This is a genomic window from Nocardia sp. NBC_01503, assembly GCF_036327755.1.
In the GTDB taxonomy this organism is placed as follows: domain Bacteria; phylum Actinomycetota; class Actinomycetes; order Mycobacteriales; family Mycobacteriaceae; genus Nocardia.
The window spans coordinates 7,434,947-7,451,113 of record NZ_CP109596.1; the positions used below are offsets into that span (position 1 = coordinate 7,434,947).

At 66.3% G+C, this 16,167-nt stretch carries 16 protein-coding genes; 6 read left to right on the top strand and 10 right to left on the bottom strand.

Annotated features, from left to right (window positions below; genetic code table 11):
- Positions 1–114 precede the first annotated feature (114 nt).
- Positions 115–723 carry a TetR/AcrR family transcriptional regulator gene (locus OHB26_RS34130; RefSeq protein ID WP_330181368.1) on the top strand — a complete coding sequence of 203 codons (609 nt, stop codon included), beginning with the start codon at positions 115–117 and terminating at the stop codon, positions 721–723.
- On the opposite strand, the gene OHB26_RS34135 is transcribed toward OHB26_RS34130, so the two are convergent.
- The 3 genes from OHB26_RS34135 to OHB26_RS34145 all read right to left on the bottom strand — a co-directional run bounded on the left by OHB26_RS34135 (position 707) and on the right by OHB26_RS34145 (position 6,430).
- Positions 707–3,886 carry an acetyl-CoA carboxylase family protein gene (locus OHB26_RS34135; RefSeq protein WP_330181369.1) on the bottom strand — a complete coding sequence of 1,060 codons (3,180 nt, stop codon included), beginning with the start codon at positions 3,884–3,886 and terminating at the stop codon, positions 707–709. The two genes, OHB26_RS34130 and OHB26_RS34135, sit on opposite strands and share 17 nt — an antisense overlap.
- A 94-nt stretch (positions 3,887–3,980) precedes the next feature.
- Positions 3,981–5,021, bottom strand: coding sequence for an alpha/beta hydrolase (locus OHB26_RS34140; RefSeq protein ID WP_442942783.1), 1,041 nt, complete (start codon positions 5,019–5,021; stop codon positions 3,981–3,983).
- 41 nt (positions 5,022–5,062) lie between these two features.
- Complete coding sequence (locus OHB26_RS34145; protein WP_442943058.1) at positions 5,063–6,430, bottom strand: ABC1 kinase family protein; 1,368 nt, start codon at positions 6,428–6,430, stop codon at positions 5,063–5,065.
- Positions 6,431–6,622: 192 nt separating this feature from the next.
- On the opposite strand from OHB26_RS34145, the gene OHB26_RS34150 reads away from it, so the two are divergent.
- Positions 6,623–8,173 (top strand): acyl-CoA carboxylase subunit beta, encoded by a 1,551-nt coding sequence (locus tag OHB26_RS34150; RefSeq protein WP_330181371.1) that lies wholly within the window; start codon positions 6,623–6,625, stop codon positions 8,171–8,173.
- A gap of 26 nt (positions 8,174–8,199) precedes the next feature.
- Here the strand turns inward: OHB26_RS34150 and OHB26_RS34155 are convergent, their stop codons facing one another.
- Positions 8,200–9,573, bottom strand: a complete 1,374-nt coding sequence (locus tag OHB26_RS34155) for a lipase family protein (protein WP_330181372.1) — start codon at positions 9,571–9,573, stop codon at positions 8,200–8,202.
- Positions 9,574–9,750: 177 nt separating this feature from the next.
- Between OHB26_RS34155 and OHB26_RS34160 the strand changes: the two genes are divergently transcribed.
- On the top strand, positions 9,751–10,914 hold the full coding sequence (locus OHB26_RS34160; RefSeq protein ID WP_330181373.1) for a baeRF2 domain-containing protein: 1,164 nt from the start codon (positions 9,751–9,753) through the stop codon (positions 10,912–10,914).
- Complete coding sequence (locus OHB26_RS34165; RefSeq protein ID WP_330181374.1) at positions 10,911–11,093, top strand: hypothetical protein; 183 nt, start codon at positions 10,911–10,913, stop codon at positions 11,091–11,093. The genes OHB26_RS34160 and OHB26_RS34165 overlap by 4 nt, the downstream gene beginning before the upstream one ends.
- 98 nt (positions 11,094–11,191) lie before the next feature.
- Here the strand turns inward: OHB26_RS34165 and OHB26_RS34170 are convergent, their stop codons facing one another.
- From OHB26_RS34170 to mbp1, 5 genes are all read right to left on the bottom strand, one after another.
- On the bottom strand, positions 11,192–11,623 hold the full coding sequence (locus tag OHB26_RS34170) for an ATP-binding protein (protein ID WP_330181375.1): 432 nt from the start codon (positions 11,621–11,623) through the stop codon (positions 11,192–11,194).
- Between the two features lie 210 nt (positions 11,624–11,833).
- Entirely contained in the window at positions 11,834–12,514 is a 681-nt protein-coding gene (locus OHB26_RS34175; RefSeq protein ID WP_330181376.1) for a PAS and ANTAR domain-containing protein, read from the bottom strand.
- 99 nt (positions 12,515–12,613) lie between these two features.
- On the bottom strand, positions 12,614–13,447 hold the full coding sequence (locus OHB26_RS34180) for an acyl-CoA thioesterase domain-containing protein (protein WP_330181377.1): 834 nt from the start codon (positions 13,445–13,447) through the stop codon (positions 12,614–12,616).
- A 112-nt stretch (positions 13,448–13,559) separates the two neighbouring features.
- A complete protein-coding gene (locus OHB26_RS34185) occupies positions 13,560–13,844 on the bottom strand; it encodes a hypothetical protein (protein WP_330181378.1) in 285 nt (94 codons plus the stop codon).
- Positions 13,845–13,962: 118 nt separating this feature from the next.
- The gene (mbp1, locus tag OHB26_RS34190; RefSeq protein ID WP_330181379.1) at positions 13,963–14,211 is read right to left on the bottom strand and encodes a microaggregate-binding protein 1; all 249 of its coding nucleotides are present in this window, start codon (positions 14,209–14,211) and stop codon (positions 13,963–13,965) included.
- 188 nt (positions 14,212–14,399) lie between these two features.
- Here mbp1 and OHB26_RS34195 point away from each other — a divergent pair, with 188 nt between their 5' ends.
- Positions 14,400–14,648, top strand: a complete 249-nt coding sequence (locus OHB26_RS34195; protein WP_330181380.1) for a hypothetical protein — start codon at positions 14,400–14,402, stop codon at positions 14,646–14,648.
- A 204-nt stretch (positions 14,649–14,852) separates the two neighbouring features.
- Positions 14,853–15,101, top strand: coding sequence for a hypothetical protein (locus OHB26_RS34200; RefSeq protein WP_067570383.1), 249 nt, complete (start codon positions 14,853–14,855; stop codon positions 15,099–15,101).
- 120 nt (positions 15,102–15,221) lie between these two features.
- Here OHB26_RS34200 and OHB26_RS34205 read toward each other — a convergent pair whose 3' ends face one another.
- A complete protein-coding gene (locus OHB26_RS34205) occupies positions 15,222–16,109 on the bottom strand; it encodes a helix-turn-helix domain-containing protein (RefSeq protein WP_330181381.1) in 888 nt (295 codons plus the stop codon).
- Between the last annotated feature and the right edge of the window lie 58 nt (positions 16,110–16,167).

Genomic DNA, 16,167 nt, shown 5'->3' on the forward strand with positions numbered 1-16,167 from the left:
GTTCTCCTTGCATGTACCGCATTTACACTTCTTGAAGAAGTGTATTCAGTAGATACACTCATTAAGAGAATGTCAACGAGAGAGACGAAAGGCGAGCCCATGTACCATCGGGTCGTGGCAGACGCGCCGAACTTCCAGACCGAAATGCGCCAACTCCTGCGCGAGCGGATCATCGACACCGCGCGCGGCATCGTCGTCGCCGAGGGCTGGGGCGCGGTGAATATGTCCCGGCTCGCCAAGGACGTCGGCGTCAGCCGCCCGGTCATGTACAAGGAGTTCGCCAATAAACACGACCTCGCCGAGGTCGTCATCCGCCAGGAGGTCGACACCTTCCTGGTCGGCATCGCCGCCGCCCTCGCGGCCTCCCCCGACGATGTGGTCGGCGGCCTGCGCCAGGCTATCGACTACACCCTGTGCACCGGCGCGGACAACACCCTGCTCAAGGCCGTGCTCTCCGGCCGCACCGCCCCCGACACCGCACTCCTGCCGGTCCTGATGACCGAACCCGAACCGGTCCTGGGCCGCGCCATCGAGGCGGTCACCACCATGATCCGCGCACAGTACGAACTCACCGCACTATCGGACACCGAGCTCGGGTCGTTGACGGAAACCCTTGTCCGCCTTGCCCTGAGCCACCTGTTCCAGCCGACCGGCCCGATCGACCGCGCCGTCGATCAGATCATCGCGGTGATCGCCCCGGCCCTCACTACCGCAACGTCGTGATCCAGCGGCGGGTGTCGGCCGGGTCGATGACGTCGTCGAGTTCGAGGACGGTGGCGGCGGTGAGGGCCTTGCCGTTGGCGTAGGCGAGGTGGACGAGGTTGTCGAAGGCGGTTCGGCGGGCGGTGGGGTCTTCGATGGCCGCGAGCTCCTTGGCGAAGCCCAGGCGGACCGCGCCTTCCAGGCCCATACCGCCGATTTCGCCGGTGGGCCAGGCGATGACGAAGTTGGGGGCGCGGAAGGAGCCCGCCGCCATGGCTTGTGCGCCCAGGCCGTAGCCCTTGCGCAGGATGATGGTGCCCCAGGGGACGGTCAGGGCGGCCGCGTCTATGAAGAGGCGGCTGAATTTGGTTACCGTGGCGTGGGTTTCGGCTTCCGGGCCGACCATGAAACCCGGTGTATCGCAGAGGGATACGACCGGGAGCTGGTGGGCGTCGCAGAGTTGCAGGAAGGCGCTGAGTTTATCGGCGGCGGGGGCGTCTATCGCGCCGCCGAGGTGGTGGCAGTTATTGGCGATGAGGCCGTAGGGGCGGCCCTCCACCCGGATCAGGGCGGTGATGATGCCGGTGGCCCAGTCGCGGCGGAGTTCCAGGATCGAGTCCAGGTCGGCGATGGATTCGATGGCGGTGCGAATATCGAAGGCGCGCAGGCGATCCTCGGGGATGACATGGCGGGACAGGCGTGGATCCGGTGCGGTCCAGTCGGATCGGTCGCCCTGGAAGTAGGACAGGTAGTTGCGGGCAATGGCCACGGCCTCGGCCTCGTCGGCGGCGACTATGTGCACCACACCGTTTCGGCGCTGCACCTCGATCGGGCCGATCTCCTCCGGCGCGTAGACGCCCAGGCCACCGCCCTCGATCATGGCCGGACCGCCCATGCCGATATTGGCGTCGGGGGTGGCTATGACCACATCGCACATGCCGAGCAGGGCCGCGTTTCCGGCGAAGCAGCGGCCGGAGACTATGCCGATGAGCGGGACATGACCGGAGAGTGCGCCCATCGCGCGGAAGGTGGTCACATCCAGGCCGGAGATACCCGGATAGTCGGTATCGCCGGGGCGACCGCCGCCGCCCTCGGTGCAGAAGATGACCGGAAGTCGTTGTGCGTGTGCCAGTTCCAGCATGCGATCGGTTTTGGCGTGATTGCGCATGCCCTGGGTGCCCGCCAGCACGGTGTAGTCGTAGGACATGACCACGGCCCGGGTGCGGTCCCGGCCGAAACGATCGGCATTGACGGTAGCCACACCCGCGATGAGACCGTCCGCTGGGGTATTGGCGATCAGATCCTCGGGGCTGCGGCGCAATCGCTGGGCGGCGACGGCCAGTGCGCCGTATTCGAGGAAGCTGTCCGGGTCCACCAGATCTGCGACGTTCTCGCGAGCGGTGCGGCGGCCCAGGCGATGTCGTTTGGCGACCGCTTCGGGACGGGACGCGTCCTGCCCCACCCGATGGCGCGCGAGCACCTCGGCGAGGTCGGGGCGGATCGAATCCAGGTCCACCTCGGCACCGTCGAGAGCCGCGCCGGCATGGTCCGCCTCGATCCAAACCAGCAGGGGCGCATGCGGATCGATCACCTCACCCGGCACGGTCAGATGGCGCAGTACCCGCAGCGGCCGGTCGGCGCGCAGCACATGCTGCATCTTCATCGCCTCCAGCACGATGACCTCCGCGCCCGCGGCCACCACCGTACCGGGTTCGACCAGTGACACCACCGTGCCGCCCATGGGTGAGCGCAGCGCTTGCTCATCGGTTGCCAGCTCCAGGACCTCCACCGCCACAACCGAATCCGCGACGGCGTGGGATATCGGAACGTAATCCGCTGCCTTGGCGACGAATTCGCCCACCCGGCCCTCGTACCACGAGGTCGACACCGGACCGGCGGCGACCAGTTCGTCCAGCACCGCGCGTTGTACCGCGAGATTCGTCTCGACACCGGCGATCACCGTCTCCGCCAAGGCATCCGCCGCCCGCCGCACCGCCGCCGGATAGGAGGGCCCGCGCGCGATGATCTTCGCCAGCAGCGAATCGAATCGGGCGTCCTGCCGCATACCGATGCTCGCCGCGGTGTCCACCCGCACGCCCGCGCCGGTCGGCGCGGCGAACTGGGTGAGCGTTCCGGTACTCGGCAGCACTTCCCCACCGGCGGTGACGATTTCGGCATTCACCCGCACCTGCACCGCGTACCCACGCGGCTCGACCGTTGTCAGGTCGAGCTCGGCGAGTGTACGCCCCCGCGCCAATTCCAGTTGCACGGCAACCAGATCCAGTCCGGTCACCTCCTCGGTGATGGTGTGCTCCACCTGCAACCTCGGATTCACCTCGAGGAACCAGGATTCCGCGGCACTCACCAGGAATTCGACCGTGACCACGCCACGGCATCGCACCGACTCCGCCAGTCGCACGGCCTGTTCATGCAGCCGTTTCCGCAGTCCCGCAGCCAGATTCGGCGCGGGCGCGACCTCGATCAGCTTCTGCTGCCGCCGCTGCACACTGCAATCGCGATCGCCGACGGCGATCGCCCGCTCGCCGTCCGCGATGATCTGCACCTCGATATGGCGCGCCTCGCTCACCAGCGCCTCGGCGTACACGGTGTCATCACCGAACCCGGCGATCGCCTCCGCCCGGCACCGCTCATACGCCTCGCCCACCTCGGCGGCGGCGCGCACCACCCGCATCCCACGACCCCCGCCACCCGCGGCGGCCTTGACCATGACGCCTTTCGGATGCGCCGCAAGCAATTCCGCGATCCGCTCCGGGGACGCGGCACCCGTAGTCGCCGGAATCACCGGTATCCCGGCCTTTTCGGCCGCCGCCCGCGCCGCGACCTTATCGCCGAACAAGCGCAGCACCTCGGGCGCAGGCCCGACGAACACCAGCCCGGCCGCCGCGCAGGCCGCGGCGAATTCGGCGCTCTCACTGAGGAATCCGTAGCCCGGATGCACCAGCGCCCCATCCCCCGCCTTACGTGCCGCCCGCACCACCTCATCCACATCGAGGTAGGCCGAGGCACCCGCCCCCGGCACCCGCACCGCCTCATCGGCCAACCGCGCGGCCATGGTCTCGCCCTCGTCGGCGGTATGCGGTACGAGCGTGGAGTACCCCCACTCCCGAGCACTCCGCACCACCCGAACGGCCACTTCCCCGCGATTAGCTACGACAACGTACATCCCGTCATCCTCGCAGCCCGAAAACACAACGTGCATGTAATCGCGCAGGCGGTCTCTCGACGTTCGCCCGCGCCATTACACGCACGTCGGAAAATCAGGCGGGGATGCCCATGCCCTGGGCCAGGATGGGCCAGGAGTTGTGCAGGGCCTCGTCCCAGTAGGGCCAGTAGTGGGTGCCCACCGGGTTGAACTGGTAGGTGGCCGGAATGCTCAGGCTCTCCAGGCGGGACTTCAGGTTCATCGTGCAGGCGTTGACCGCGCCCTCGATGATCATGCCGAGGCCGAGGTTGATACCGCCCATGACGCCCGGGGCGCTGCCCAGGTAGTACTGCACATCCGAGGCGAGCGGGATACCGCTGCCGCTGGAGACGTAAAGCAGTGTGCCGCGCAGCTTCTCGGCATTGATGACCGGATCGTTGGCGGCCCACAGCGGGCTGTCGCTCGGGCCGTACATGTTCTCGGTATTGCCGCCGGCCCAGGTTTCGGTGGCCAGCTTCACGAACTGCTTACCCGCGGGATCGGCGATCTGCGCGCAACCGCTGTACGCGGCGACGGACTTCCACAGACCCGGCTTGGCCTCGGCGAGCTGCAGCACCGAGGTGCCCGAGGTCGACAGACCGGTCAGCGCGTTCAGGCCGGTGGAGTGCAGGGCGTCGTCCAGCAGCGGCGGCAGCTCCTCGGTGAAGAAGGTGCGCCACTTGTTCAGGCCCAGCTTGGGATCGGTCTTCTCCCAATCGGTGTAGTAGCTGCCCAGGCCGCCGATCGGCTGAATGACATTGACCGGCTTATCGGCCAGCCATTCGATGGCCTTGGTCTGCGCCTTCCAGTTCGCCGTGCCCTCACCGCCGTCCAGGCCGTTGAGCATGTACAGGTTCGGCGCGGGAGTGGACTCGTCGGCCGGGCGCTGCACGTCGATGGTGATATCGCGGCCCATCGAAGCGGAGTACACCTTCATATGCCAGGTGCGGCCCTCCTTGGTGATCGAGCTGATCGCGGAGGGCTTGTCCGGGTCCGCCGAGGCGGCGGAGGTGCCGAGCATGGCCACGGAGAGAGCCGCGGTGAGCGCGACAGCGGTGGCCCGCAGAACGGACGCGCTGTGCTTCGCAGACGATCTGCGTAGTACGGAGAGCTTCATCGAACAGTCAAATCCAATCCAGTGGTCACCGTTCCCCCACGTCAGTCGACGGGGAGCTCGGTACCTTCCTCGGCGATCTTGGTTGCAACTTCGGTCGGGAAGACATTACGGAACAGGTACAGGTCTCGGCCGAGCTTCCAGCCGGGGGCCAACGCCACGGCATATCGCTCGAAGTACCCGAGTTGTTTCCCCATGAGTATCAACTGCTCCGGACCGGAAGCCCCACGGCGCTTACCGAATTCGAGCAGCCGGGCCGCGACGACACCCAAATCGAGCTTGTCGAGGCTGCCCGAGAGCACCGGGCCCAGGGCCACCGCGAGCTGACGGCCGATGGTGGCGTCATCGCCACTGTCATCGGCGACCAGGTCGAGCTTGCGCAGCGCACGGGCCACCGGGCGGAAGTCGTTGTCGATGGCACTGGCATAGAACAGCGCGCGCACGAATTCGCGCCATTCGGTCTCCATACGACCGACAATGCCGAAGTCCAGCATGGCGACTCGGCCGTCCTCGAGCAGCCAGAGATTGCCCGCGTGCACATCGCCGTGGAAGAGCCCGTGCACCGCGACAGATTCCATCCACGCCTTGACCAGGCGGCGGATCAGCAGCTCCGAATCCGGGTGTACCGCGCGAATATCGTCGAAGCGGTCCAGCGGCATACCGCGCATGCGCTCCATGCACAGTACGCGCGGGCCGCAATGCTCCCAGTAGACCTCGGGGACAACCACATTGGTGTTATCGCCGAACGCCGCCAGATTCTGCCGGGCGCGGGTCTGATTATCGGCCTCGATGAGGAAGTTCAATTCGGCGACGGTCGCCTCGTACAGATCGCGGACCACGGCCTGCGCGTTGGCCACTCGCGCGTTCTCCGAGCGCTTCTCCAGTGCCCGAGCCAGTTTCATGGCCGCGCGCAGATCCACGATCATGCGCTTGGCGATCTCGGGCCGCTGCACCTTCACCACCGCGGGGCGGCCGTCGAGCAGCACGCAGGCGTGCACCTGGGCGATCGAGGCCGCCGAGAGCGGTTCGTCGTCGAACGATTTGAACAGCTCCGAGAGCGGCTTGCCCAGATCGGCCTCGATGATCGCGCGCGCGTCCGCCGCCGGGAACGGGGCCATATCGTCCAGGCAGCGCAGGCAGGCGTCGGCGAGTTCGCGCGGGAACGCCCCCGGCGAGGAGGCGATCAACTGTCCCAGCTTCACGAACATCGGGCCGAGCGATTCGAAACCGTTCACCACGCCCTCGGCCACCGCGCGTTTGCGCTTGGCCTTGCGCAGACCACCGCGTAGCACGCTGCGCGTAACCGATCCGCCCAGTACCGCACCCACGATCGCCGTTCGGCGCATCTCGGAGAACCCGAACGTATCCAGGTCCGGCCGGATCACCTCGGGCGCCCCCGCCCGCACTGTCATCGGTGAGCTCACGGGGCGCAGTGTATCTCTGTCCCAGCCGGTCGGTCCGCTGTGGTGCCCGGCACAGGTTACCGAGGCGTTCGGTGGTTAGGACCCCGCTATGCCAGGTACCGTGGCGGGCTGAGCCGCGATCCGGCTCGACCGGGCTGGGATCCGGCCCACCTGATGAAGGCGAAAGGCAAGACCGAAGTAATGACGGGTACAGCGGAGAAGCTGGCGGAACTGCGCAAGCTCCTGGAGATCGCCGAAGAACCATCCGGCGAGAAGGGCATTGCCAAGCGACGCGCCAAAGGCATCCCGAGCGCGCGAGAACGCGCGCAGATGCTGCTGGACCCGGGCACCTTCGTCGAGATGGGCGCGCTCATCCGCCAGCCCGGCAACCCCAACGCCTACTACGGCGACGGCGTGATCACCGGGCGCGGCTATATCGACGGTCGCCCCGTCGTGGTCATCTCGCACGATCAGACCGTGTACGGCGGATCGGTGAGCGAGATGTTCGGCCGCCGCGTGAAGGCGGCCATGGACTTCGCGTACAACAACGCGTGCCCGGTGGTCTGCATCAACGACTCCGGTGGCGCGCGCATTCAGGACGGCGTCGCCTCGCTGGCCTGGTACGCCATCATGTGCCGGTTGCAGGAGGACCTGTCCGGTTACGTGCCGATGGTCGCGGTCATGCTCGGCAAATGCGCGGCCGGTTCGGTGTACGGGCCCATCAATATGGATGTCCTGGTCGCGACCGAGGATTCGTACATGTTCGTCACCGGTCCGGAGGTCATCCGGGCCGTGACCGGGTCGATCGTCACCGCCGAGGAGTTGGGCGGCGCGCGGGCGCTCGAACAGAACGGCACCGTGCACCATGTCGCCAAGACCGAGGCCGATGCCTACAAGTGGGTGCGCGACTACCTGAGCTACCTGCCGACCAGCTGCCTGGAGCAGCCGCCGGTGGTCAATCCGGGGCTCGAGCCCGAGCTCACCGATACCGATCGCGAGCTGGACCGGATCATGCCCGACGCCGACAAGGTCGGCTACGACATGCACGAGATTCTGCTGCGCATCTTCGACGACGGTGAATTCCACGAGATCAGCGAGAAGACGTCCGCGAATCTCATTACCGGGTTCGCGCGTGTCGACGGCCGGCCGGTCGGTGTCATCGCCAATCAGCCCCTGGTACTCGGCGGTGCGCTCGATGCGGCCTGCTCGGACAAGGCAGCGCACTTCATCCGGCTCTGCGACGCGTTCAATATGCCGCTGGTCTACGTGGTCGACACCCCGGGCGTGCTGCCAGGCGTGGATGAGGAACGCAATCACGTCATCAAGCGCGGCGGGCGCATGTTCCGCGCGCTCATCGAGGCGACCGTTCCGATCGTCACCATCGTCACCCGTAAGGCGTACGGCGGCGGGTACGCGGTCATGGGCTGCAAGCAGCTCGGCGCGGATATCTCGCTGGCCTGGCCGACCGCGCGACTGGCGGTCATGGGCGCGGAGTCCATGATCCCGATCGTCGGCAAGCGTCAGCTCGAGGCCACCCCGCCACAGGAGCGGGAAGCGGTGCGGCAGGGCATGATCGACTTCTACAATGCCACCGTCGCCACCCCGTGGACGGCGGCCGAGCGCGGCTACATCGACGCGGTCATCGAACCCTCGGCCACCCGCCTGGAGATCCGCAAGGCCTTGCAGCTGCTGCGCGACAAGGGCGCGGTGCGCAAGCACAACCCGCGCAAGCACAACCTCTTCCCGATGTAGGGCAGGGCGAGATCAGTTGCCCGCGTTCAACATTCGTTGGGCGCGGGGACACCGCCGAGTCTCTCGCCGAGCCACTCCAGCGACTCCGGGAAGCCGGTGAAGGCGGCGATTATATGCTCGCCAAGCACGGTGCGATAGACCGCCGGTACACCTAACGCGCACTGCTCGTCATAGAGGTTCCTCGCCCCCGCTGAGGGGATCCAGAACTCCTGCCCGCCGTTGTAGATATACAGCGGCACAGGCGATTTCATGCCGTCCATCCGGGTCACCCGGTAGATGTCCTGGGCCAGCGCGCTGTGCAGCGAATCCGGGAAGTTCGCGGCGATATCCATGGGCAGCTGCAGAATTCCGGGTAGCCCGTACGAATTCATACAGGTGTCCTTCATGACCAAGGCGATCCACTGCGCCAGATTGTTCATATGCGCCAGGATCTCCGGCCGCTCCCGGCCGATGGCGAAGGTCGCGGCCATGAACACCCCCGACGCCAGATTGGCGTTCATACTGCGCGAGAGCAGCTCGTAATCGGCGGGCACGCCACCCATGGCCGCCCCGACCACCACATCCGCCAGCTCCGGCGCGTAATCGGACATGAGCTTGACCGCACCCTTGGTGGCAATGGCCCCGCCCGAGTATCCGATGATCCCGAAGCGACTGTCCCCGAACTCATTCGGCATGGAACCGCGAACCGCGCGAATCGAGTCCAGTACCGCGTGCCCGGCCACGAACGGTTCGGCATAGGCCATCCGCGGACCCTCATGGTCCGGGATGAGCACCGCGTACCCGCGCAGCAGAGCCAGCTGCGTGGTCGGCGGCAGATACTCCGCCAGATTGGTGCTGGTCGAAAATCCATGTGCCAGCGTGTAACTCGGATTGCAATCGCGACCGAGCGAATTGATCGGCAGATTGTGCACCACCACCGGCCGCTCACCCCCGCCGGTCCACTCTCCCTGCGGCAGGGCCAGCGAGGCGATGGCGTACGAGGCCGCGCCGTGTGAATCTGTGGTGCGGTATTTGAGCTGCACCACCTGCTTCACCGGTGCGATGAGCGCGGGCCCGGCCGTGGCGGTCACATCGCGCCAGGCGATGAGCTGACCTGCGCTGAAGTCCTCCAGCCGCGTGGGCCATTCGTCCACGAACGCATCACCGATGGGGGTCGGCAGGGTCGCCGCGCGCAGGGCCGCCAGATCCGGCGACAGCCCCCCGGCGTCCACCAGCGGCGTGGCGGGCGCATTGGGGAACGCGGGAGGCGGCACCACCGAATCGATCCACTGTTGAAAGGCGGGCAATACCCCGGAGATGGGTATGCCGGAAGGTTGCGGATCAGCAGGTTGAGCGTGCGCGACTCCCGCGAATCCGCCGATCAGCAAGACGGCGGCGAGGATTCGCCGGACAGAGAACAAGACACCCCCAACACGATTCAGCGGCTCGGCGGTCCTGGCGAGCGTAAACCCGAGGTATATGGCGACACTCCGCCGTGCCCCGTTCGAGTCCGCATCGAGACCACACCGTGCCGATCGCGTCTTGCGTGTCGCCGGGTCGTCATGATTGCCGACGGGATGCGGGGGTATGCGACCAAGGTGACCAGAACAAGTCTCCGAGCACTGATCGACCGAACCGGACCGTTCGCCTCGGTGTACTTCGACAGCACCGATACGAGCGAGGATCCGACGCGTGGCCCGGACCCACGCCACCGCGAGATCACCGAAAAGCTCACCGCGGCAGGCGCGTCCGAGCAGATGATCGGCGCGCTCGGCATCGCCATCGCGGCGGGTCCGGTGCATACCGGTCGCTCCGGCCGCGCCCTCATCGCCGATCCCGGCACCGTGCTGGTGGATGAACAGCTCCGGGCCCCGCCGTCGCGCGAGGAGGTCCGCGTATCACCACTGCCGTATCTGCTCCCCCTGCTCGAACAGCGGTTACCACGAGCGCCGCATGTGGTGGCCGCCGTGGAACATCACGGCGCGCGCCTGATCGGTACCGATCGCAATGGCGACACCGTGACCCGCACCGTCGACAACACCGCAGGCCAACTACCGAACCCGCGCGACCGCGGTCGCCCGCCGCGTACCGCCCGCCGACCGGCCCGCGATCTGGTGCGGCACGGGGTGCATCGGATCGCCGACGCGACCGACGCGCTGGCCGATCAGGTCGACGCGACCCTGATCGTCCTCACCGGCGAACCCGTAGCCCGCGCCGCCGTCCGCGCCGCGATCGAGTCCGACCGGGCCGAATCCCTGTGCGGCGACGCCCTGATGGCGACCGCGCGACCACAGGTCCCCGCCGCGCTCCGGCGCATTGTGGAGGTCGGCGGTGACCGGCGCTCCGCCGCCGCACAGATCGACAAGATCGTCACCGAGACCAGCGAGGCCCAGCAGCGCACCGTATTCGATCGATTCCGGGCCGCGCGCGGGCGTCCGAGTCTGGCCACCGGCGGCCTGGTCGATACCACCGCCGCCCTGCGCGCGCACACGGTCACGCACCTGCTCATCGACGGCGCGGCGATCGAGCACACCCGAATCCTGCGCGGCGCGAACCACACCATGGTCGCCATCGCCGCGCACGAACTCGCCGGCCGCGCCGTCATCCGCCGGGCCGATGAGGCCATCCCCGCGGCCGGTCTCGCCGATGGGAGCGAAATCGTACCCGTCACAGGCGAAGTGCCGCTGCCCGAAGGCGTCGGTGCGCTGCTGCGCCCCCCGAACCGATCGGACCGCCGCGATACGAATCAGGAGGAACAATGACCCAGCCCGTACCACCCGCTCCCGAGCCGGCACCCCCGCTGCCCACACCCGATCCGATACCCACCCCGCCACCGACCCCCGTACCGGACCCCGCGCCGGAGCCGGTGCCGCCGTATCCGCAGCCGGAGCCGGTGCCGCCGATTCCACAGCCGCCACCCTCCCCGCCGGATGTGATCTGAGGTCGCCGTATCCAATTCGACTCCGCGAGTGGGCTGTCCGAGCCTCGATCGGCCACGGCCCGCTCACGGAGCCGGGTCAGACCTTGCTCGGAATGCGCTCATCCGCCATCGCTTTCACCGCGAGATCGGCAGAATTCCACGGTTGTCGGAAATCCCCCCGTGGTCGCGTCGTACGGACCCGTCTGCGCGGCAATGCTTTCGGTCAATGTCCGGAGCACATGCCAGCCGAATCCACCCTGATCCAGACTGCCACTGTCGACCATCACCCCGGAGACTCGGACCCGCATGCGCAGGCCGTCATAGTCGAAATCACAGCCGATACCGCTGCCGGGCACGGCGGCGACTATCAGCGCGGTCGCCACCTCATCGACCGCCACCCGGATATCGGTCACCTCGTCCAGGGCGAAATCGCCTATGAGAGCCACGGTTTCGGCCAGAGCACGCAACATCGTCAACTGTCCGAGCTCAGCCGGTATCCGGATACCCACCACACTGGTGTCCGTCATCGGCTGTGATATCCACTCACTCATGCGTCGCTCCGTCCCCGTGTCGCCGAGCCACAGAGACGGAATACGCCGCGCCCGGCCGTTGTCCGATCCATTCGTCCGATGCATCATCTTCGAGCATTCACTGGTATCTCGGATGTCGATCGCATGAGGTTTTTACGCCAGATAGCGGCACCCGGCATCGTCACTGGGTGCGATACCCGAGCGTTATGTGTCGAAACGTCTGCGGGGCAATTAATCCGGTTCGACCCGCTCATGCACCGTCAGGAGCAGATGATCGAAGCGGGTGCGCAGCTCGACCGCCGCGCCGCCCATATCGACCGCCTCGGCGACCAGTTGCTGGGAGAGGGTCCGAATTTTGGTATTGGTCTCCTGAGATCGCCAGGTGAGCACCCGAAAAGCCTGTTCGGCGCTGATGCCGTAGACCAGCATGAGCGCCCCCTTGGCCTGTTCGATGACGGTGCGCGCCCGATACAGCTCGGGCAGCGTGCCGTCCAAGGTCTCCTGCCGGTGTTCGGCCAGTGTGTCGGTGACGTCGATGTAGTAGCCCGCGGTGCCGACCACCCTGTCGTCGTCATCGACCATATGGTCACCCACCACGATCACATGGTGCACCGCACCGCTCGTATCGAGAATGCGGTGGCGGCTGCAGAACGGTTCACCGTGCTCGACCGCCCGGGCAAGGGAGGTGGCCACCTGAGCGCGGTCCTCGGGATGCTTGTGCGTGAGCAGCAATTCGGTGGTCGGTTCCACGGTTCCGGGGGTGTAGCCGTGCATGGCCGCCACCTCATCGGACCATTCCCACCGCCGCTCGGCGGACCAGAATCGGAAGCTGCCGACGCTCTGGGGCCGGCCGCTGCCGATTATCTGATCTAGCGACTGCGCATCGTTGGAGAGTTCCCCGCTGGGTATCACCTCATGATTATCCGCTGCCGACCGCGCTTCCGGCGGCGGATCGGTGGGGCCGGAATCGGCTCCGCCCCACCCCATCTGCGCCCGGCGAGCAAGCCCGCCTCAGCTGCGCGCGATCATCACCGCGTCGAGTTGGGCACTGCTGATCTGGCGGGCGGCATTGGAGACCGAGGTGACCATGGCGCTGCCGAAGGATCCGCGCCGATCGAACAGGGTGGCCACGCCGACCGCCATACCGCGCTCACTGAAGTGGCTGTCCGCCTGCACACCGATCTCGTAGCCCTCGGGCATACGCGAAAGGGCAAGTGTCATATCGGTATTGATGAAGCCGATGCCCGCGTCACCCCAGTTGGTCATCATGCTGGTGGCCTCACCGACCACCGCCGCGCGGGTGAAGGGTGAGAGCTCCTCCCCCGCGATCACCCGGATCGGGTTCTGCCAGGTGCGCTTGCGGGTGGCGTTCTCATGCTCGGTCGGCACCGACGACCACTGGTTCGGATTACCGTCGCTGTTGAACAGCGGGATCTGCGGCAGCGGCGACGGCGGCGCGATATCGAGCGCGGGCGGACTCGGCTCGAACTCACGCTGCCAGAGCCCGCCTGGCGGCTGTTCCGAGGGTTGCAGCAGCACCGCCGAGGCGCGCGCGGCCACCTTGCCGCCCTGCACCACCGTCACATCGGCGACGCGAATGCGCTTACCGTCCCGCACCCGAACCATGGGCGTGGTGGTGTGCTCGAAGCGCGCCGCGCTGAACATGTCCACGGTGAGGCGTACGGGGACGAAACCGTCGGTGGCGTGCGCGCGCTCCAGCTCCCGCGCCATCAGCCCGCAGAGCGCGGGCCCGACCACCTGCGCCGAGGACCACTGACTGGCGGCGAACCCGGTGGGCAGGAAGCCACCGTCCACCTCATCGAAATACGCGGGCACATCCACCACGGGTCCACCTGTCCGGTTCAGTTGATCGAAACCACTGCTCCCAGACGTAACACAGGGTTGGAACCGGTTTCAATATGCCGCCCCGCTACCACGCGGTGGCATTTCCCACAGCTCAGTCCAGCAGGACCGGGCGCAGCCGGGTGGTGAAGACGCTCGCGCGGTCGACCGCGTCCGCCGCCGCGGCGAGCTCGATCTCGGCCTCCTCGAAGACCTCGCGCGCACCGGCGATACAGCGGCCGGGTGTCAGGAGTGCGGCAATGCCCTCGGTGTCGACGAGCATGCCGGAGTCCGCGAGCGTGCCGTAGTCGGCCCGCAAGTCGGCGACGCGTTCGCGCAGTGTGGCGAGCTCGCGCAGCAGTTGTGTGCGGCGAGCCTCCAGACTGCGTGGATCGATCATGAAATCCAGTGTGCCGCAATGTCGGACGCACCGCACAGGATGCGGCGAAATCGCCCGGCGAGGACTCCTCGCCGGGCGATTCCCGGTGTGCTCGGTCAGCTCAGTGCACGATCAGCCACTAGTCGTTCTGCTGGTACGCGCGCTGACGCTGTTTGTCGGTCTCGGCTTCCGTGCGAGCCTTCTCGGCCTCGGCCTCACGAGCGGCCGCTTCGCGCTGGGACTCGGCCTTGCCCTGCTGGGCCCGGCCTTCGTCACGGAGATCCTCATTGCCGACGACGGTGCCGGCGGCCTCCTTGATCTTGCCCTTGGCACCCTCCACGGTGCCTTCGAAGCCTTCGCGGAACCCGCCCTTTTCGTGCTCGGACAAGAGATTCACCTCCACAGTGTCGGTATTTGCCTGACAAAGCGGCGATACCCGGGGCCCTCGGAGCGAAACGCCGCGCGCGCCAACATGTCTCGTGCGGAGCATCACCCATCGAACGTGATTGGGGCGTGTCCGTACGGGTATCCCCGCTACATCGGTTGTGCGAATTCGATGTGGGAAGGACTGTGGTGATGGCCGCGGAGCCGGAGAATTCCGCCGAGAGGCCCCGGAATGACATCGGTTTGCCCCTCGCCGCGGTCGGGCTCGTCTCGGTAGCGCTCACCATGGCGATCGCCGGATACGGTTTTTCCGGCTGGGCGATTCTGAGCGGTCTGGCCAGCGCCCTGCTGCTGTGGTTCGGTATATCCATCGAACTCGCTGAACAACGGCGTGCGGCCCACTCGGACGATACGTCCGAACGCCCACAAAGACTTCGATAAAAGGTAGCTCGCAAACTTTTAGCATCCCCAAATCCCTGCTCGCCCTACATATTCGAGGTTACAGATGTACTTGCATCTGTGCGGAGCACGGTCATAGACTCAACATGCAAGGCACCGTAGGGGACAACCAGGGAGCCGAGCGGTGGATCACCGGCGATTCCGCGCCATCGGTTTAACCCTCGGCTTGGCATCAGGGGCGTTCTAATGAATCAGCCAATCAACCTCAGCCGACTCGGGTTTGCCGAAAGAACCCAGCCCGAGCAATCATGCTCGCATGAGACGGCAACCGCTTTCGTCATTCATCAGGTCGAATCGACTGGAGCGGCCACTCGGTATGATTTCGATATCGAGCGAATAGTCACCACCGCGCACGCGATGGTGAACGACTGGGATCTGCACATGATGCAGCCCGAAGCTTTCTGGCGAATCGCTTCCAGCTTTATCCGGCAATAGATCAGCGCAATAGTTTTCTGCCCGACACACGCTGATAGGGGCCCCGTATGGGGCCCCACAGCTGTGTGTCACGAAGTTGAATCCGGCGACCGCTCTTCTGTCACACGGTAGTTCGAGCTCTCAGACGAGCGAGGCAGCAACCTCCGCCAGGAGTTTGCGGGACCGCTCCGGCGGCTCCGCCTGCACACTCAGCTGATCCATGACCTGACGGTACAGCTCCAGATCCTGTCGACGATCCAGGTACAGCGCACTCGTCAGCTGCTCCAGATAGACGATGTCGGGCAACTCATTCTCCGCGAAGCGCAGCATGGTGAACGAACTCCCCGCCGCCGCATGCCCTCCCGCCGTGTACGGCAACACCTGGATGGTGACATTGGGCAGCTTCGACAATTCGATCAACTGCAGGATCTGATCGTGCAGTACGGCCGCACCGCCGACCGGGCGATGTAGCACCGCCTCGTCCAGAACCGCCCAGAAACTGGGCGCGCTCGGACGGGTCAGCAATTCCTGACGGGTCCGGCGCAGCGATACGCGCCGCTCGCCGTCCTCGTCATGGCCGAGTGCGACGATCGAGCGGGCGTAATCGGGGGTCTGCAACAGGCCCGGAACCAGTTGGCCCTCATAGGTCCTGATGGACTTGGCCGCGTACTCCAGGCCGAGATAGGTCTCGAACCACTGCGGGAGCAGGTCGCTGTAGCGATGCCACCAGCCGGGCTCATTGGCCTTTCGGACCAGATCCAGGAACTGTTCACGCTCTCCGGGATCGTCGACCTTGTACAGGGTCAACAGGTCCCGGATATCGCGCTCCTTGAATCCGGTTCGCCCGAGTTCCAGGCGACTGATCTTGGCATGGGAGCCGCGGATGTGTTCACCGGCGGCTTCCCGGGTAATGCCGTTCTCTTCCCTCAACTTTCGTAGCTGCCCGCCCACTGCGATACGCAATGCGGTCGGACCACGGTCTACGACAGCGGAATTCGCCCGACCGTGAGGAACGGGTTCTGCGATCATGGGGTCCACTCCGATGCTCGGGTTTTCCGGCAGTGGGCCACAACCGCAACCGCAACGT